Source organism: Plantactinospora sp. B5E13, assembly GCF_039871775.1.
Lineage (GTDB): Bacteria > Actinomycetota > Actinomycetes > Mycobacteriales > Micromonosporaceae > Plantactinospora.
The window spans coordinates 43,606-61,584 of record NZ_JBDPLT010000008.1 but is presented as its reverse complement, the minus strand read 5'-3'; the positions used below and the strand labels follow the sequence as shown (position 1 = coordinate 61,584).

Genomic DNA, 17,979 nt, shown 5'->3' with positions numbered 1-17,979 from the left:
ACTGCGGGGCTCGCACACCCCGCTCACTCCTCGCGCTCACGGGACCTGCTTTCGTTCGCGACTGCGGGGCTCGCACACCCCGCTCACTCCTCGCGCTCACCCGTGGACTCCGACCCGGACGCCGGTGAACCGGGCCGGTGCGGCCGGGTGGCCGGTGTGCCCGATCTGCCCCGGCTGGCCCTTGCCGCAGTTCGGGGTGCCCCAGGAGACGATCTCCGAGGAGAGCATGTCCATCGAGCGCCAGAAGAGCGGCCCGATCCCGGTGTAGGTGGGGTTGCGGAGCATCCGGCCCCGGCGTCCCTTCTTGATCTCCCAACCGATCTCGCAGCCGAACTGGAAGTTGAGCCGCTTGTCGTCGATCGACCAGGACCGGTTGAGGTCCATCAGGATGCCGTCGTCGGTGGCGGCGATCATCTCGTCCAGGGTGTGCGGGCCGGGTTCGAGGCCGACGTTGGTCATCCGGACCATCGGCAGCCGGGCCCAGCCGTCGGCCCGTACGCTGCCGGCGTAGTCGAGGCCGGCGACCGCGGCGGAGTCGCGCCCGGCCAGGGTGCCCACCCATCGTCCCTCGCGGACCGCGTCCCGTTTTGTCGCCGGGGTGCCCTCGTCGTCGAAGCCGAAGCTGCCCAGCGCGCCGGGGATCGTCGGGTCGATGGTGATGTTCATCAGCTCGGAGCCGTACCGCAGTGTGCCGAGCTGGCCCAGGTCCAGCCAGGAGGTGCCGGCGAAGGCGGCCTCCCAGCCGAGGATGCGGTCCAGTTCGATGGCGTGCCCCACCGACTCGTGGATCTGCAGCGCCATCTGCTCGCCGCCGAGGATCAGGGTGGTCTCGCCGGCCGGGCAGAGCGGGGCGGTGACGAGTTCCCGGGCCTCCTCGGCGATCCGGCCGGCGTGCGCGGTGAGGTCGAGCGAGTTGACCAGCTCCCAGCCCTGCGTGCCGTACTGGCCCCGGTAGCTGGGGTAGGAGCGGCGCTGCGTCTCGCCGTCACCGATGACGGTGGCCGAGATGCCGGCGCCGCACTCCCGGATGTGCTGGTCGATCCGGTGTCCTTCGCTGGAGACGAACCACTTGCGGGTGTCCCAGATCTGGTAGATCCCCTCGGCCTGGTCGGCGCCGTGGTCCCGGGACAGGCCGGTGGCCCGGACCAGCAGGTCGCCCTTGTCGGCCAGGGAGACCGAGAGCGGGTCGATCTCGCAGGGGGAACTCCACGAGCCGGTGCTGGCCGGCACCGGGAGCAGGGTGCTGCCGGGGCCGGCGACCCGGCCACTGGCGGCGGCGATCCGCGCGGCCCGCTCGCCCGCCGCCCGGGCCGCCGAGTCGGTGAGTTCGGGTACGGCGTAGAAGCCCCAGCCCGAGCCGACCAGCGCCCGGACCCCGAGGCCGGCGCTCTCGTCCTGGTTGACCGACTCGACCTCGGAGTTGCGGGCGGTCATCGACTCGTAGCGGCGGTGCATCACCCGGGCGTCGGCGTACCGGGCCCCGGCGTCAAGGGCCGCCTGGACCGCCGCCGTCGCCACCTCGAACTCGGCCATCAACATCCCCCTCGGTGCGCCCCCGGATCGTTCCGCCGATTCCGGTCGACCGGCTCCAGCGGAGGCCCGGCCGGTCCGACGGCGTGACCGGCTGCCGGGGTCACCGGCAGCCGATCATGGAACGACCTTATGCGAAGAAGCCGCTCAGCGGGGTGGGAGGAGTTCTTCGGGCCGGATTTCCGCCGTCACCGGTTCGGTCAGCCGCAGCACCTCGCCGGGCTTGACGATCGCGTGCTCGACGTAGTGGGCACCGTCCAGCCGGTGCAGCCGCAGGGTGCCGGTGTCCTGCTCGACCAACAGGTACCACGGGATGGCGGCGGTCGCGTAGTAGTGCATCTTGAGCACCTGGTCGGTCGCGGCGTTGCTCGGCGAGGTGATCTCGCAGACCAGCCGGACCGCCCCGGCGTCGACGACCAGTTCGTCGAAGTTGATGTCTTCGACGATCACCAGGTCCGGGATGGGGATCCGACCCGTACGCAGTCGTACGTTGACCGCCTCCAGCACGTGCAGGCCGGCGGTGTCGGCGCCGGTCTCCAGTGCGTTCCCGAGTCGCCGGGAGATGCGCTGGTGTCGAGGGGTGGGGGCAGGGCTCACGTGCAGGCTCCCGTCGAAGAGTTCGACGCGATCCCGGGTCTCGCCGAGGGCGAAGTATTCCGCTTCGGTCCACGGGCCGCCGTGGTCGAACACCGCCGCGGTCATGGTCACCTCCGAGTCGTCGTCGCGGTGCCGGGTCTGGGCGCCTCCACCCGTACGGCGCCAGTCTGGCACAGCCGACCGACACGACGGGGTGGCGACCGGTCACTCACTGTGGACGGGGTCGACAGGTTCCGGTGCGGCGGATTTGAATGGGGCCACGTGATGTGCAGGCTTCCGTCGAGCCGGCGGACAGATCAGGATCTGGAGCTTATTTTCACTCTCTGAACTCTGTTGTAAGTTACCTTCACCCGCTGTCCGGGTGCGTCTCCGCCGGAAACTGGCAGACGACCAGCGGAAACCGGCGGCGGTGCGGGAGAGGAGGGTGGAGCGTGGCGGCACCGACCGTGACTGCCCCGGTCGCCGACGACGGGCCGTACCTCGACGTGCGTGACCTGCGGGTCCGGTTCCGTACCGAGGATGGACCGGTCCGGGCGGTCGACGGGGTCTCGTTCGCCGTCCACCGTGGGCGGACCCTCGGCATCGTCGGCGAGTCGGGCTCCGGCAAGAGCGTCACCAGCCTCGCGATACTCGGCCTGCACGATCCCCGGCGCACCGAGATCAGCGGCGAGATCCGGGTCGCCGGACGGAACCTCGTCGGGCTCCCCGACGCCGCGATCCGCAAACTACGTGGCCGGGACCTGGCGATGATCTTCCAGGATCCGCTCTCCGCGCTGCATCCGTACTATCCGGTCGGACGGCAGATCGCCGAGGCGTACCGCACCCACCATCCGGGCGCGGGCCGGCGGGCGGCCGCACGGCGCGCCGTCGAGATGCTGGACCGGGTCGGCATCCCGCAGCCGGCACGCCGGGCCGAGCAGTACCCGCACGAGTTCTCCGGCGGCATGCGCCAGCGGGTGATGATCGCGATGGCCCTGGTCAACGACCCGGACCTGCTGATCGCCGACGAGCCGACCACCGCGCTGGACGTCACCGTGCAGGCGCAGATCCTCGACCTGCTGGCCGACCTGCAGCAGGAGTTCAACTCCGCGATCATCCTGATCACCCACGACCTCGGCGTGGTCAGCCAGGTGGCCGACGACATCCTGGTGATGTACGCCGGCCGTGCCGTCGAGCACGGCAGCGTCGAACAGGTGCTGCGTCGGCCGCAGCATCCGTACACCTGGGGTCTGCTCTCCAGCGTGCCGTCGTTGCACGGTGACCCGGACGCGGACCTGGTGCCGATCGCCGGCAACCCGCCGAGCCTGATCCACCTCCCACCCGGCTGCGCGTTCCACCCCCGCTGCCGGTACGCCGACCACACCGGCGACCGGTCCCGCACCGCGGTGCCGGAACTGCGTCCAGCAGGTGGGACCGGGCACCTGGTCGCCTGCCACCTCCCCGAGGAGGAGCGACGGCGGTACGCCGAGCAGGCCGCCGAGGCGGGGGTGGACCGGTGAACGCGCCGCACGAACCACTGCTGGAGGTCTCCGGGCTGACCAAGCACTTTTCGGTCCGGGGCGGGTTCCGGGGGCGGGGCGGCGGCGTGGTCCGGGCGGTCGACGGGCTGGACTTCGTGGTCCGGCCGGGGGAGACGCTGGGTCTGGTCGGCGAGTCCGGCTGTGGCAAGACCACCACCGGCCGGCTGCTGGTCCGGCTGCTCGAACCGACCGGTGGCCGGATCGTCTTCGAGGGCCGGGACATCAGCCACCTTGGTCGGGGTGCGCTGCGACCGTTGCGCCAGGACCTGCAGATCATCTTCCAGGACCCGTACGCCTCGCTGAACCCCCGGCACACCGTCGGCGAGATCGTCGCCATGCCGCTGCGGGTCAACCGGGTCTCCCCACCCGGCGGGATCCGGACCCGGGTACGGGAACTGCTGGAACTGGTCGGGCTGAATCCCGAGCACTACAACCGCTATCCGCACGAGTTCTCCGGCGGCCAGCGGCAGCGGATCGGGATCGCCCGGGCGCTGGCGTTGCGGCCCAAACTGATCGTCGCCGACGAGCCGGTCTCCGCCCTCGACGTCTCGATCCAGGCCCAGGTGGTGAACCTACTCCGCGACCTGCAGCGGGAACTCGGGCTGGCGTTCGTCTTCATCGCACATGACCTGGCGGTGGTCCGGCACTTCAGCCAGCGGGTCGCGGTGATGTACCTCGGGAGGATCGTGGAGATCGGGGACCGGGCCGAGATCTACGAGCGGCCCCGGCACCCGTACACCCGGGCGCTGCTGTCGGCCGTACCGGACGTGACAAAACTCGGCCCGGCCGGGCGGATCCGGCTGGCCGGCGACGTACCGACACCGCTGGATCCGCCGTCCGGCTGCCGGTTCCGGACCCGGTGCTGGAAGGCCCGGGAGGTCTGCGCGACCGAGGAGCCGGCGCTGACCGTACGGGATCCCGGTGGCGCGGCGGTGGCCTGCCACTTTCCGGAGGGGGCGGTGGAGTCGTCGATCGCGTCAACTGTGGACGGCGCCGAGGGAGGTGACGGCCGGTGAGCGAGCAGCAGGTGACCGCGCAGGTCGAGGCGGCCGCGGCCCAGGTCGAGGCGGGCGGCGGGAACATCGGCACGGCCGGCGCGACGGAGTTCGTCGGCCGGTCGCCGGGACAGCTCGCCTGGCTGCGGCTGCGCCGGGACCGGGTGGCGATGGTCAGCGGTACGGTGCTGGTGCTGTTCATCCTGCTGGCGGCGGCCGCGCCACTGGTCGCCCGGCTCTACGGCAAGGGTCCGCAGGAGCGGTTCCCGGAGCGGCTGGACCGCAACGGTTTTCCGCTCGGCTACGCGGGGGTCAGCGGCGAGCACTGGTTCGGCATCCAGCCCGGGATCGGGCGGGACATCTTCATCCAGGTCGTCTACGGCCTCCGTACCTCGTTGATGATCGCCTTCACCGCGGCGGTGCTGACCATCGCGCTCGGGGTGGTGGTCGGAATCGTCGCCGGGTACGTCGGCGGCTGGGTCGACGCGGTGATCACCTGGGTCGTCGACCTCGCGTTGGCGTTCCCGTTCTACATCTTCTGCTTCGCGTTCGTGCCGCTGGCGGTGAACCAGTTCTACGGTCCGCGCGACGAGGTGGCGTCCTGGTTCCGCCCGGCGCTGCTGGTGTTGATCTTCGTGATGTTCAACTGGACCACCTCGGCCCGGCTGGTCCGCGGCCAGGTGCTGTCGCTGCGGGAGCGGGAGTTCGTGGAGGCGGCCCGGGCCTCCGGCGCCGGTCTCGGGCACATCCTGTTCCGGCAGCTGCTGCCGAACCTCTGGGCGCCGATCCTGGTCACCTTCTCGCTGAACGTGCCGGCGCTGATCACCGCCGAGGCGGCGCTGTCGTTCCTCGGCATCGGTGTCCTGGAGCCGACCCCGGACCTCGGCCGGCTGATCAACGACAGCGTCCGCTACCTGCGGGACGTACCGAGCTTCACCATTGTCGGTGGTACCACGCTCTTCCTGCTGGTGTTGGCGTTCAACCTCTTCGGTGACTCGCTGCGGGACGCGCTCGATCCGAAGTCGAGCCGGTAGGGGGCGGGGACATGCTGCGGTTCCTGGTCAAGAAGGTGCTGCTCGCGCTGAGCACGCTGATCGCGGTCAGCGTGGTGACGTTCGGGCTGTTCTTCGCGGTGCCGAACAACCCGGCCGAGCTGATGTGCGGGGACAGCAAGAACGTCTGCAGCCCGGAGCGGGTCGAGATGATCGAGCGCCGGATGGGGCTCGACCGGCCGATCGTGGTGCAGTACGGCGACTTCATGCGGGGGATCTTCGTCGGCCGGACGATCGGTGCCGGTGAGACGGCCCGGGACTGCCCGGCGCCCTGCCTCGGTTTCTCGTTCCGCAACGACGAGCCGGTCAGCGGCATCGTGGGTCGTACCCTGCCGGTAACGTTGAGCATCGTCTTCGGCGCGGCGGTGGTCTGGCTGGTGCTGGGGATCTCCATCGGGATGCTCTCGGCGCTGCGCCGGGGCACCGTCTTCGACAAGCTCGCGGTCGGCACCTCGCTGGTCGGCGCCTCGATGCCGATCCTGCTCTTCGGGCCGCTGCTGCTGATCGGCCTGGTCTACGAGACCGGCCTGCTGAGCTATCCCCGGTACACCCCGCTCACCGAGAACCCGGTGGCCTGGGCGTCCGCGATGCTGCTGCCCTGGTTCGCGCTCGGCTTCCTCAACTCCGCCACCTACGCCCGGCTGTCCCGGGCGCAGATGCTGGAGACGCTCTCGGAGGACTTCGTCCGGACCGCGCGGGCCAAGGGCCTGCCGAAGATCACCGTGTACGGCCGGCACGCGCTCCGGGCGGCGATCACCCCGATCATCACCATCGCCGGGCTGGACCTCGGCGCGTATCTGGGCGGCACGGTCATCACCGAGACCGTCTTCGGGTTCACCGGGCTGGGCCGGACCGCGCTCAACGCGGCGCTGAACCTGGACATGCCGATCGTGATGGCCACAGTGCTGCTCGCCGCGGTCTTCGTGGTGGCGGCGAACGTCCTGGTGGACATCCTGTACGCGGTGGTCGACCCCCGGGTCCGGCTGGGATGACCAGTGTGGTCTCCCACTGGGGTGACCGGCGTGGTCTGCCGGTCCGGGTCGGCGCGACCGGTGTGGTCTCCCGGTCGGGGTCGGCGCGACCACGGAAACGTTGTCCCATCGTTACTGTCATGAAACTTACCTTCACGGCTGTTTACCTGAATATTTCTTTCAGTACCTGAGCACCTGAACCTGCGGGAACGAGACCAGGAGGAAGTCCGATGCGACCAAGGCTCACGGTGGCCGCGACGAGCGCCGCGCTCGTCCTCGCCGCCAGTGCGCTGGCCGCCTGCTCGGAGAACACCGGCGACAACGGTGACTCCGACAACGGCGGTGGGCGGCAGTTCACCAGTTCGATCGCGACCGACCCCAAGGACTCCCAGGGGCCGGCGGCGGAGGTTCCCGGGGCGCAGCCCGGCGGCACCCTCAAGCTGATCACCCAGGCCGACTTCGAACACCTCGACCCGCAGCGCACCTACACCTTCATCGGCATGTCGATCCAGCAGATGTTCGTCCGGACCCTGACCGTCTTCAAGGAGGACGGCAAGGGCGGCGTGCTGCTCGTCGGCGACCTCGCCACCGACGCCGGCAAGGACGTCAACAACGACTGCAAGACCTGGGAGTACACCCTCAAGGAGGGGGTGAAGTTCGAGGACGGCACGCCGATCCGGGCCGCCGACGTGGCGTACGGGATCGCCCGGTCGTTCGAGGAGAGCATCGACGGCGGACCGACGTACATCCAGGAGTGGCTGGCCGACAACCCGACGTACAACGCCAACTACAAGGGGCCGTACACCTCGGGCAGCGACACCGTCCCCGGGCTGACCGTCTCCGACGATCGGACCCTGGTCTTCAGCTTCGCCACGCCGCACTGCGACCTGCCGTTCGCGCTCTCCCTGCCGACCTCGGTGCCGGTGCCGAAGGCGCAGGACACCCGAACCGAGTACGACCGCCGGGTCGTCGCCTCCGGACCGTACAAAATCAAGGAGTACGCCAAGGACGCCCGGTTCGTGCTGGAGCGGAACCCGAACTGGGACCCGAAGACCGACCCGCTGCGGCACGCCTACCCGGACACCATCGAGGTCGAGTTCGGGCCGGACGACCAGGCGGCCACCGAGCGGGCGCTGGCCGGCAACGGCGCGGACGCCGCCGCGGTCGCCTGGGACGAGGTGCCGCAGGCGCTGGTCAACCAGGTCCTCGCCGACACCTCGCTCGGCGAGCGGGTGATCCGCAAGACCGCGCCGTCGGTCTGGTACCTCTCCATCAACAACGACCGGATCAAGGACCTGAAGGTCCGGCAGGCGATCGCCTACGCCATCGACAAGCAGGGCATCCTCGCCACCCAGGGCGGTGACGCGTCCGGCCGGCTCACCCACACCCTGCTCGCCGACACCACCATCGGGCAGACGAACTACCCGAACCCGTACGACGGCGGTCCGACCGGCAACCCGGAGAAGGCGAAGGAACTGCTCGGCGGGCAGCGGCCGAAACTGGTCTTCATGTCCCGGAGCACCGCCTTCGGCCAGCAGACCGCGCCGATCGTCGAGCAGAGCCTGGAGAAGGCCGGCTTCGACGTCACCGTGCAGTACGTCGACGACCACAACCCGACCGCCCGTACCCGGGGCAACCCGTACGACATCTACCTGAGCAACTGGGCGGCGGACTGGCCGAGCGCGGTCTCCACGATCCCGGTGCTCTGGGACGGCCGCAAGCTCGGCCCGCAGGGCAACTCGAACGTGTCGTACTTCAACGCCGACGACGTGAACGCCGAGATCGACCGGGTCAGCAAACTCCCGGCCGGCGAGGCGGGCCCGGAGTGGGCCAAGATCGACCAGATGATCATGGAGAAGTACGCCCCGGTGGTGCCGATCTACCAGGACAACACCTTCCTGGTGACCGGCCCGAAGGTCGGCGGCCTGCTCATCTCCGAGCAGTTCGGCACCCCGGTCTACTACAACGCCTACCTCAAGCCCTGACGGGATCAGGAAGGGCCCCTACCGCAAGGGGCCCTTCCTGGATCTCAGCCGCCGATCTCGTGCCACCGGCCGTCGGGACCCATCCGGAGTCGCTGCGGCGGCCGCATCAGCTGCACCAGGTCGTGCAGCCGCGCCGGCTCCGCCTGTTCGGCACCGGACGGATCGGTGAGCCGGAACCCGTGCAGCGGCACCCCGTCCGGGTCGACGTCGTCCGGCTCGGGGCGGCCCTCCAGGACAAAGCCGAACAGGGCGCGCAGCGCCGCCTCACCGAGGTCGAGCGGATGGAACGGCAGCGGGTACGGACCCTGCCCCGGCAACCTCCGGGCCGGCCGCACCGGATGGTCGCCGGCCCAGTACGGCAGCTCGAAGTCGTACGGCTCGCCGATGTTCTCCACGATGCCGCCATCCGGCGAGAGACTGAGCGACCGGACCAGACGTCCGTCCTCCCAGACGGCGAACGAGAGCGCGTCGACCATGGAGTGCATGCCGTGCAGCAGGATGCGTCGTCCCGCGCCGAACGCGCGTAGCCGTTCCGGCAGTTCGGACGGACGGTACGAGGTCAGTCGCCGGTCACACAGCAGCTCCGCGCCGGCCAGCACCGTGGCGTACGTGACCCCGTCCGGCGGGTAGATCCCCTCGTAAAGGGTCTCGTTGTCGTGTGGCGTGACCCGGTGGTCCGGATGGACCCGACGGACCAGCGCCTCGGCCTCGTCGCGGGCGCAGAGCGTAGCGGCACGCAGCACCGAACGGATGTCGCCGTCGGCGAACGCCAGCAGCGCTGTCTTGGCACCCACTCAGTTCCCCCAGACTCCCGCGCCGGATCCGGCGCCTCGGATCAGCGCCAACCGTAGCCGGCGCGCAACGCCTGCCCGACCCGGTCGAACCGGGCCCGGTCCAGGACCGCGCCCTCCCGGCGGATGCTGTCCTCTCGCATCGTCAGGACCCGGTCGAGGCGTACCCAGCTCGGCCGGTTGTCCCGGTCCCACGATCCGGGGCCGAGCGCCAGCCAGTGCCGCTGGCCGTCGCGCTCGCTCTGGCTGGAGAGCATCAGGCCGAAGAGGGTACGGCTGGCCCGGCCGACCACCAGCACCGGCCGGTCCTTGCCCTGGCGCGGGTCGTCCTCGTACGGCACCCAGGTCCAGACGATCTCGCCCGGGTCGGCCTGCCCGTCCAGTTCGGGCGCGTACGTCAACTGTCGCCGCTGCAGCGCCGCGAGCTGCCGCCGTCGGGCGACCTGGGCGGGGGTGGGGCTGCCAGCGGTACGCGGGGCGGGGACCCGCCGGGTGATCCGGCTGACCGTCGCGGTCACGCCTCTCCAGAGATTCGCCACGAACCGGCACCCTACCCGTTCGCCGAGGTCCCGTCCGCCGGCGGCTCAGGCGTCTGCGGGCGGCGTCGGGCCGGGGGTGTGGGTCGCGACGGTCGCGGTCAGCGATCGGCTATCAATCGATCGCCACTAGCGCCAAAAGGTTTGTTATGGAAACCTATTGGCATGACTTCCGATTCGGTTCCGGTCAGCGGCGATCCCCGCCGACTGCTGGCTGACACACGCGACCTCGCGCGCCGGGTTCGGCTCGCCCAGCGGGTGACATGGCTGCCGCTGCTGGTGCTGGCCGTGGTGACCTTCGGCGCGATCCTCGTCTACCGGTTCGGCCACGTGGTCGAGTTCGACTGCCGGTCGGTGGAGCGCGGCCAGCAGTGCAAGGTGTGGTACCAGACCGCGACCATCTATTGGTGGACCGCGCTGGTGCTGGCGTACCTGGTGATCGCCGTCGGGTACCGGCGGGTCGCCTCGGCCCGGGGCCTGGGCACCCGGGTGGCGCCGTACGTCATCGCGGGCATCACGCTGCTCACCCTGTTCACCGCCTTCTGGCAGGTGCGAGTGCACTACCTCCCGCTGCCGGACCCCGCGGGGCCCCCGGCCTGGTCCGTCCTCGCGTTGGGCCGCCTGACCGACTTCACCGGCTCGATCGGGCTGGCGCTACTGGTGCTGGCCTGGCTGGAGCGTCACCCCGCGCTGCTGCTGTTCGCCCTCGGGTACCTGACGGTGGTCGTGGTGCCGATCAACTTCGGGTGGGGAACCCACTGGGGGCCCGATTGGCAGTTCGCGCCGATGCTGGTCATCAGCGGCGGTGTGCTGCTGCTGGGCAGCGCCGGCTTCGCACTGGCGCAACGACTGCGGCGGCCCCGGTGACCGGACCCGTCGACACCCCGACGCCGGGCGAGACCGAATCCCCGCACCCGGTCACCGGGCTCGACGACGTGGTGCACCAGCGGGTCCGGCTCGGCATCCTCACCATCGCGCACGAGGCCCGCCGGGTCGAGTTCGGCTACCTGCGTACCCAGTTGGAACTGACCGCCGGGAACCTCTCCCAGCACCTGGGCGTGTTGGAGACAGCAGGTCTGGTGGAAATCGAGAAGGGCTACGCCGGACGGCGCGGCCGGACCTGGATCACCCTCACCCCGGCGGGCCACACCGCGCTCGTCGAGGAGATCACCCGACTCAAGCAGCTCATCGCCCGCGTCGAGACGATCCACGAGGAGGCGCCATGAACACCACACCGTCGATCGGCGGCGAACGACTGTCCCGCCGTGGCGTCATCACCGCCGCGCTGGCCGCCGGACTCACCGTGCCACTCGGCCTCTCCGGCCGGGCGAGCGCCGCTGCCGTCGCCGCCGGCCCGAGGCGGTTCGTCCTGCCCGCGCCGACCGGACCCTTCCCGATCGGTACGGTGCCGTTGCACCTCGTCGACCGTTCCCGTCCGGACCCCGTCGCCGGCCCGGGGCACCACCGCGAGCTGATGGTCAGCGTCTGGTACCCGGCCCGCGACGTCGCCCGGTACCCCCGGGCGCGCTGGCTGTCCGACGCGCTCATGCGCGAACTGTTGACGTACCACGGGTTTCCGGCCGACGCGCTGCTGCCGGCGCTGACCGCCGGGCACGTGGGGGCGCCGGTACGGCGGGCGGGTGGCCGGATGCCGGTCGTGGTGTTCTCGCACGGCGCGCACGACCACCGCGGCCACAACACGATCGTGGTGCAGGAGCTGGTCAGTCACGGGTACGTCGTGGTCACCGTCGACCACACCCACGACGCGTTCAGTGAGTTCCCCGACGGCCGGCTCACCGTCCCGATCATCGGCGGCGAGCACTCCCTGGGCGCGGCGGACTTCGCCGCCGACATCCCGTTCGTCCTCGACCGCATCGCCGCCCTCGCCGCCGGGCGCAACCCCGACGCCGACGGCCGGCCGCTGCCGGCCGGCCTGCCCGGCCTGCTCGACCCCGGACGCGTCGGCATGTTCGGCTTCTCGAAGGGCGGTACGGCGACCGCGCTGGCCATGGGCCTGGATCAGCGCATCCGAGCCGGGCTGAGTCTCGACGCCCAGATGGAACCCCTCATCGAGACTGATCTCGCCCGGCCCTTCATGATGATGTCCGCGGACTACACCCGGGCCGAACCGTCGGTTGCCCAGTTCTGGTCACACCTGACCGGGTGGAGGCTGAACGTCCGGGCCGCCGACGGGCGCCACCTCGCGTACACCGACTACCAGATCATGCTTCCGCACCTGGCGGTCGCGGTCGGCATGACCGAGGAGGACCTGGAAGGCTGGGCCGGCACCCTCGACGCGACCCGGGCGGCGCGCATTCAACAGGCGTACCCGCTGGCCTTCTTCGACCTGCACCTGCGTCACCGGCGGCAGCGCCTGCTCGAAGGCCCGTCCCCGGCCTTCCCCGGGGTGTGTTACATCCCGTGAGGCGACGGGGCGCGGCGGCGATCCACTGACAGACCCGTAGCGGAACCGCCCCGGCGTCGAGGCGCGGTTGCCGGGGGCGGAACTCAGCCGATCCGGGTCAGCAGGTTGCGCAACCAGACCGGCCACCGGTGGCTGTCGTACACCTGCTCGGGGACCAGGTAGTGCTCCTCGTCGACCCGACGGATCACCTCGTCGCTGACCGGCAGCAGGACGAACTCGACGCTGAACGGGCGCAGCGGCCGGCCCAGCGAGCGTTCGGTCTCGTACGCGATGCTGCTGGTCACCGGCGAGCCCGGAGGATGCCGCTCGAACTCGAGGTTCCGGCGGGCGGTGTGCCAGTCCAGTGCCTCCCCGGAGCGTCGGGCGACGATCCGGCGCAGCGTCGGGTACGGAGCCAGGCCGAGCGGGTCAGGGGTGTCGTCGGCCGGCTCCAGGGTGTTCTCCGGGCGTACCGGCTGTCGGGTCGGGTCGACCAGGGAGAGCCACCAGCCGAGCCACTCCTCGCCCAGCACCTCGTCGGTCCCCCCGCCGCCCCGGGCCTGAGCCGCCGGCTGGCCGACCGCTGGGCTCGGCGCCGGTGGCTGGTCGAGGTCGAGTGGCCCGGGCACCAGCCAGTGGGCCGGCGGGTCGATCCGCTCGGCCGCCCGCATCCACAGTGCACAGTCGAGCAGATAGTCCCATCTGCGGATCCCCATCCGCCAGGAGATCGGACCACGGCGCACCTCGCGACTCCTCCCGCCGACCGACATCGGCCAGCGTAGAACGCCCGCCAAAACGCCAGGTCGGCGTCGGAGTCGGCCGGAGAGTCGACGAGGTCGGGGGTCGGCTCAGGCCCCTGGCTCGTACGACAGGTTCGGGCGGAGCCAGCGTTCGACCTCGGCGACGTCGAGCCCGACCCGCGCCGCGTAGTCCTCGACCTGGTCCCGGCCGAGCCGCCCCACCGTGAAGTACCGGGACGCCGGGTTTCCGAAGTACAACCCGCTGACCGCCGCCGCCGGGGTCATCGCGTACGACTCGGTCAGCCCGATGCCGAGCGAGTCGGCGTCCAGCAGCTCGAACAGCCGCCGCTTCAGGCTGTGGTCCGGACTGGCCGGGTAGCCGAGCGCCGGGCGGATCCCCCGGAACCGTTCCGCGTGCAGGTCCTCGATCGCCGGGTCGGCGTCCGGCTCGTACCACTCGCGGCGGGCCCGCAGGTGCAGGTACTCGGCGAACGCCTCGGCGAGCCGGTCGGCGAGCGCCTTCACCATGATCGCCCGGTAGTCGTCGTGCCGGGCCTCGTAGCTGGCCGCCAGTTCCTCGGCGCCGTGGATCGCCACCGCGAAACCGCCGAGGTGGTCCCCGGCCGGGGCGACGTAGTCGGCCAGGCACCGGTTCGGCCGGCCGGCCGGCTTGGCGGTCTGCTGCCGCAGCATCGGGAACCGGACGCCGTCGCCGGCACCGGAGAGCACGATGTCGTCGCCGTCGGAGTGTGCCGGCCAGAAGCCGTACGTGCCGACGGCGGTCAGCGAACCGTCCGCGATGATCTGGTCGAGCATCGTGTTGGCGTCGTCGTAGAGCTCCCGGGCCACCGGCTGCTCCAGGATCGCCGGGAACTTGCCCTTCAACTCCCAGGCGAGGAAGAGGAACTGCCAGTCGATCATCTCGCGGAGCTCGGTCAGCTCCGGCCGGACCGTCCGTACGCCGGTGAAGGCGGGCGCCGACAGTTCGTCGAAGGAGACCTGCTCCCGGTTGGCCCGGGCCTGACCGAGCTTGAGCAGGGCCACCCGTTCCCGGCTCTCGTGCTGTTCCCGCAGCCGCTGCTGCTCCTCCCGGTTGCGGGTGTCGAGGGCCTCGGCCCGCGTCGGGTTGAGCAGGTCGGAGACCACCCCGACCACCCGGGACGCGTCGAGTACGTGCACGGTGCTGCCCTCGTACGCGGGGGCGATCCGGACCGCGGTGTGCTGTCGTGAGGTGGTGGCCCCGCCGATCAGCAACGGCAGCTTCAGACCACGCCGCTGCATCTCGCTCGCGACCCCGACCATCTCGTCCAGCGAGGGGGTGATCAGCCCGGAGAGCCCGATCGCGTCGGCGCCCTCGGCGACCGCGGTGTCCAGGATCTTCGCCGCCGGCACCAGTACGCCCAGGTCGACGACCTCGTAGTTGTTGCAGCCGAGCACCACGCCGACGATGTTCTTGCCGATGTCGTGCACGTCGCCCTTGACCGTGGCCAGCACCACCTTGCCCTGGCCGCGACCGGTGTCGAGCCGCCCCGCCGCGCGGGCCTGCTCCTTCTCCGCCTCCATGTACGGCTCCAGGTAGGCGACCGAGCGCTTCATCACCCGGGCCGACTTCACCACCTGGGGCAGGAACATCTTGCCGGAGCCGAAGAGGTCGCCGACGATCTTCATGCCGGCCATCAGCGGGCCCTCGATCACGTCGAGTGGCCGGGCGGCCTGCTTGCGGGCCTCCTCGGTGTCCTCCTCGATGAAGTCGACGATGCCGTGCACCAGCGCGTACGACAGCCGCTCCTCGACCGGGTTCTCCCGCCAGGAGAGGTCGACCGCACGCTTCGTACCGGAGCCGCTGACCGTGGAGGCGAAGCTGACCAGCCGGTCGGTGGCGTCCGGACGACGGTCGAAGAGCACGTCCTCGACGAGTTCCAGCAGGTCGGCCGGGATGTCCTGGTAGACGGCGAGCTGACCGGCGTTGACGATGCCCATGTCCAGCCCGGCCCGTACGGCGTGGAACAGGAACGCCGAGTGCATCGCCTCTCGTACCACGTCGTTGCCGCGGAACGAGAAGGACAGGTTGGAGATGCCACCGCTGGTCCTGGCTCCCGGGCAGCGCTGCTTGATCTGCGGCAGCGCGTCGATGAACGCCTTGGCGTACCCGTTGTGCTCGGCGATGCCGGTCGCGACGGCGAGCACGTTCGGGTCGAAGATGATGTCCTCCGGCGGGAAGCCCACCTCGTTGACCAGCAGGTCGTACGCCCGGGCGCAGATCTCCACCTTGCGTTCCGTGGTGTCGGCCTGGCCGATCTCGTCGAAGGCCATCACCACCACGCCGGCGCCGTAGCTCCGGATCTGCCGGGCCTGGGCGAGGAACGTCTCCTCGCCCTCCTTGAGGCTGATCGAGTTGACCACGCCCTTGCCCTGGACACACTTGAGCCCGGCCTCCAGCACGCTCCACCGCGAGCTGTCGATCATGATCGGGATCCGGGCGACCTCCGGCTCGGTCGCGACCAGGTTGAGGAAGGTGGTCATCGCCCGCTCGCTGTCGAGCAGGTCGGCGTCCATGTTGACGTCGAGGATGTTGGCGCCGCCGCGTACCTGCTCCAACGCCACGTCGACGGCGGCCTGGTGGTCGTCGCCCTCGATCAGCCGGCGGAACTTCGCCGAGCCGGTGACGTTGGTCCGCTCGCCGATCATCACGAAGCCGGTGTCCGGGCCGATCGCGAACGGCTCCAGCCCGCTGAACCGGGTCTGGGCGGTCGGCGCCGGCACCGGGCGGGGCGGCTGGTCGGCGACCGCGGCGGCGATCCGCGCGATGTGCTCCGGGCTGGTGCCGCAGCAGCCGCCGACGATGTTGACCATGCCGGCGTCGACGAACTCCCGGATCAGCTGCCCGGTCTCCGCCGGCTGCTGGTCATAACCGCCGAACGCGTTCGGCAGTCCGGCGTTCGGGTGGCAGGCGACGTAGGTGTCGGCGAGCCGGGAGAGTTCCGCGACGTGCGGGCGCATCTCGGCGGCGCCGAGCGAGCAGTTCACCCCGACCGCGAGCGGCTCGGCGTGCGCGATCGAACTCCAGAACGCCTCGACGGTCTGCCCGGACAGGGTCCGGCCGCTCAGGTCCACGATGGTCACCGAGATCCACAGCGGCAGGTCGGGCGCGACCTCGCGGGCGGCGGCGACGGCGGCCTTGGCGTTCAGCGTGTCGAAGATCGTCTCGATCAGCAGGATGTCGACGCCGCCCTCGGCCAGCGCGGCGATCTGCTCCGCGTACGCCGCCTTGACCTGGTCGAAGGTGACCGCCCGGAAGGCCGGGTCCTCGACGCTGGGGGAGAGCGACAGGGTCACGTTCAGCGGCCCGACCGAGCCGGCGACGAACTTGCCGCCCGCCTCGTCGGCGGCCTGCCGGGCCAGCTGCGCGCCGCGCAGGTTCATCTCCCGGACCAGCGACTGCAGGCCGTAGTCGGCCTGGGCGATGCTCGTCGCGGTGAAGGTGTTCGTCGAGGTGATGTCCGCGCCGGCCGCCAGGTACTGCCGGTGTACGTCGAGGATCACGTCCGGCCGGGTCAGGTTCAGCACGTCCGGGTCGCCGGTGACGTCGTGCGGATGGTCGGCGAGCAGGTCGTTGCGGTAGTCGGCGGGGGTCAGCCCGGCGCCCTGCAGCATCGTGCCCCAGGCGCCGTCGAGCACGACGATCCGCTGGTCCAGCAGGTCACGCAGCGCGGCGACCCGGGACGCCCGGCCGTCGGCACCGCCTGCCCGGCTCGACGTCGGATCGGCAGCGCCACTCGGTGCCGTGTTCATGAGACCACCTCCGTATGGGAACGGAGGCGCCCTTACCGAGGAACCGGGTGGAACCCAGGTCGAGCGTGGCGGGCGTCCTCGCCCGTTGCAGCGCCTCTCGACCCGACCGTCAAGAATACCGGACCACTCCGGGGCGGGTTGGCAACGTTCAGTCTTCGGGACACCGGAATGTTGCTCAGCAGGCACTCCAGGACTCGGCGGCGACCCGGTCCAGCCACTCCCGGACCAGTGCGTCGAAGAGCTCCGGCTGCTCGAACTGCAGGTTGTGGCCGGCCACGTCGAGCACCGCGAAACTGGCCCGGGGGTAGTGCGGCAGCAGGGCGAACTGGTCGACGTAGCCGACGACGGAATCCTGCCGCCCGGCCAGGATCAGCGCCGGCCGCTGGTACGCCGGTCCGCTCTCCGGGTCGGTGGTCAGCACCCACCGCTGCCGGATCCGGGCCATCGCCGTACGGTCGGCGAGGTCGAGCCCAGACATGATCTCGTCCTGGAACCGGCGCAGCGTCTCCGCCGACTGCACCACGGCGATCTCGGTGAACTCCTCGGCGAGCCGTGGTTCGAGGGACCCGACCAGATCCGGGTCCGGACGGAGCACCCGGTGCTCCGGGCAGGTCCGGTCGGCCTGCTCCACCGCGGTGCCGGTCGGGCAGATCAGCGCCAGCCCGAGCACCTGCTCCGGACGCGACCGCGCCAACCCCCGGGCGAGGTAGCCGCCGTACGACTCGCCGACCAGCAGGAACGGGGCGTCTCCGATGGTCTCGTCGACGAAGTCCTGCACGGCGGAGAGGACGTCGTCCGAGCTCGCGATGTCGTCCGGGGCGGCCGACCGTCCCATCCCGGGCAGGTCCGGGTAGAGGCGGCGGTACCCCCGCCGGCCGGCAAAGACCGGTTCCAGGCAGCCGGACATCAACCGGTGGTCCGGGGTCCAGCCGTGCAACGCCAGCACCGGCACACCCTCACCGTGCTCGACGAAGTGCAGCTCTGCGGAGGTACGTCGGCTCATGGTGGCCCCCTTGATCGTGGTGCGGTGCGCCCGGCATCCTGCCGTCCGGGGACGACAGGTTCG

The 17,979-nt window shown here is 70.8% G+C and carries 15 protein-coding genes and 1 riboswitch; of the genes, 8 read left to right on the top strand and 7 right to left on the bottom strand.

From position 1 onward, the window contains the following. Nucleotides 1-96 precede the first annotated feature (96 nt). Together ABGB05_RS09935 and ABGB05_RS09930 are read right to left on the bottom strand one after the other, a co-directional pair. Complete coding sequence (locus tag ABGB05_RS09935) at nucleotides 97-1,533, bottom strand: TldD/PmbA family protein (protein ID WP_347652921.1); 1,437 nt, start codon at nucleotides 1,531-1,533, stop codon at nucleotides 97-99. Nucleotides 1,534-1,677: 144 nt separating this feature from the next. Next, nucleotides 1,678-2,232 (bottom strand): Uma2 family endonuclease, encoded by a 555-nt coding sequence (locus tag ABGB05_RS09930; protein WP_347652920.1) that lies wholly within the window; start codon nucleotides 2,230-2,232, stop codon nucleotides 1,678-1,680. Nucleotides 2,233-2,558: 326 nt separating this feature from the next. On the opposite strand from ABGB05_RS09930, the gene ABGB05_RS09925 reads away from it, so the two are divergent. The 5 genes from ABGB05_RS09925 (at nucleotide 2,559) to ABGB05_RS09905 (ending at nucleotide 8,650) form a co-directional block, all read left to right on the top strand. Further along, entirely contained in the window at nucleotides 2,559-3,626 is a 1,068-nt protein-coding gene (locus ABGB05_RS09925) for an ABC transporter ATP-binding protein (RefSeq protein WP_347652919.1), read from the top strand. Beyond that, nucleotides 3,623-4,663, top strand: a complete 1,041-nt coding sequence (locus ABGB05_RS09920; RefSeq protein ID WP_347652918.1) for a dipeptide ABC transporter ATP-binding protein — start codon at nucleotides 3,623-3,625, stop codon at nucleotides 4,661-4,663. Before ABGB05_RS09925 ends, ABGB05_RS09920 begins: the two co-directional genes overlap by 4 nt. Continuing rightward, on the top strand, nucleotides 4,660-5,676 hold the full coding sequence (locus ABGB05_RS09915; protein ID WP_347652917.1) for an ABC transporter permease: 1,017 nt from the start codon (nucleotides 4,660-4,662) through the stop codon (nucleotides 5,674-5,676). The genes ABGB05_RS09920 and ABGB05_RS09915 overlap by 4 nt, the downstream gene beginning before the upstream one ends. A gap of 11 nt (nucleotides 5,677-5,687) precedes the next feature. After that, on the top strand, nucleotides 5,688-6,686 hold the full coding sequence (locus ABGB05_RS09910; RefSeq protein WP_347652916.1) for an ABC transporter permease: 999 nt from the start codon (nucleotides 5,688-5,690) through the stop codon (nucleotides 6,684-6,686). Between the two features lie 209 nt (nucleotides 6,687-6,895). Then, nucleotides 6,896-8,650, top strand: a complete 1,755-nt coding sequence (locus ABGB05_RS09905) for an ABC transporter substrate-binding protein (RefSeq protein ID WP_347652915.1) — start codon at nucleotides 6,896-6,898, stop codon at nucleotides 8,648-8,650. 44 nt (nucleotides 8,651-8,694) lie between these two features. Here ABGB05_RS09905 and ABGB05_RS09900 read toward each other — a convergent pair whose 3' ends face one another. Then, nucleotides 8,695-9,444 (bottom strand): hypothetical protein, encoded by a 750-nt coding sequence (locus ABGB05_RS09900; RefSeq protein ID WP_347652914.1) that lies wholly within the window; start codon nucleotides 9,442-9,444, stop codon nucleotides 8,695-8,697. 41 nt (nucleotides 9,445-9,485) lie between these two features. Beyond that, the gene (locus ABGB05_RS09895) at nucleotides 9,486-9,980 is read right to left on the bottom strand and encodes a type II toxin-antitoxin system PemK/MazF family toxin (RefSeq protein WP_347652913.1); all 495 of its coding nucleotides are present in this window, start codon (nucleotides 9,978-9,980) and stop codon (nucleotides 9,486-9,488) included. 162 nt (nucleotides 9,981-10,142) lie between these two features. On the opposite strand from ABGB05_RS09895, the gene ABGB05_RS09890 reads away from it, so the two are divergent. From ABGB05_RS09890 to ABGB05_RS09880, 3 genes are read left to right on the top strand one after another with little or no spacing between them, the layout of a single operon-like run. Then, the gene (locus tag ABGB05_RS09890) at nucleotides 10,143-10,844 is read left to right on the top strand and encodes a hypothetical protein (RefSeq protein WP_347652912.1); all 702 of its coding nucleotides are present in this window, start codon (nucleotides 10,143-10,145) and stop codon (nucleotides 10,842-10,844) included. Beyond that, on the top strand, nucleotides 10,841-11,203 hold the full coding sequence (locus ABGB05_RS09885) for a transcriptional regulator (RefSeq protein ID WP_347652911.1): 363 nt from the start codon (nucleotides 10,841-10,843) through the stop codon (nucleotides 11,201-11,203). Before ABGB05_RS09890 ends, ABGB05_RS09885 begins: the two co-directional genes overlap by 4 nt. Continuing rightward, a complete protein-coding gene (locus tag ABGB05_RS09880) occupies nucleotides 11,200-12,402 on the top strand; it encodes an acetylhydrolase (RefSeq protein WP_347652910.1) in 1,203 nt (400 codons plus the stop codon). Before ABGB05_RS09885 ends, ABGB05_RS09880 begins: the two co-directional genes overlap by 4 nt. An 83-nt stretch (nucleotides 12,403-12,485) precedes the next feature. Here the strand turns inward: ABGB05_RS09880 and ABGB05_RS09875 are convergent, their stop codons facing one another. The 3 genes from ABGB05_RS09875 to ABGB05_RS09865 all read right to left on the bottom strand — a co-directional run bounded on the left by ABGB05_RS09875 (nucleotide 12,486) and on the right by ABGB05_RS09865 (nucleotide 17,916). Then, a complete protein-coding gene (locus tag ABGB05_RS09875; RefSeq protein ID WP_347652909.1) occupies nucleotides 12,486-13,124 on the bottom strand; it encodes a hypothetical protein in 639 nt (212 codons plus the stop codon). Between the two features lie 105 nt (nucleotides 13,125-13,229). Next, nucleotides 13,230-16,913 carry a methionine synthase gene (metH, locus tag ABGB05_RS09870; RefSeq protein WP_347652908.1) on the bottom strand — a complete coding sequence of 1,228 codons (3,684 nt, stop codon included), beginning with the start codon at nucleotides 16,911-16,913 and terminating at the stop codon, nucleotides 13,230-13,232. Nucleotides 16,914-16,930: 17 nt separating this feature from the next. After that, a riboswitch (S-adenosyl-L-homocysteine riboswitch) is annotated at nucleotides 16,931-17,018 on the bottom strand. 70 nt (nucleotides 17,019-17,088) lie between these two features. Beyond that, nucleotides 17,089-17,916, bottom strand: coding sequence for an alpha/beta hydrolase (locus ABGB05_RS09865; RefSeq protein WP_347652907.1), 828 nt, complete (start codon nucleotides 17,914-17,916; stop codon nucleotides 17,089-17,091). Nucleotides 17,917-17,979: the final 63 nt, after the last annotated feature.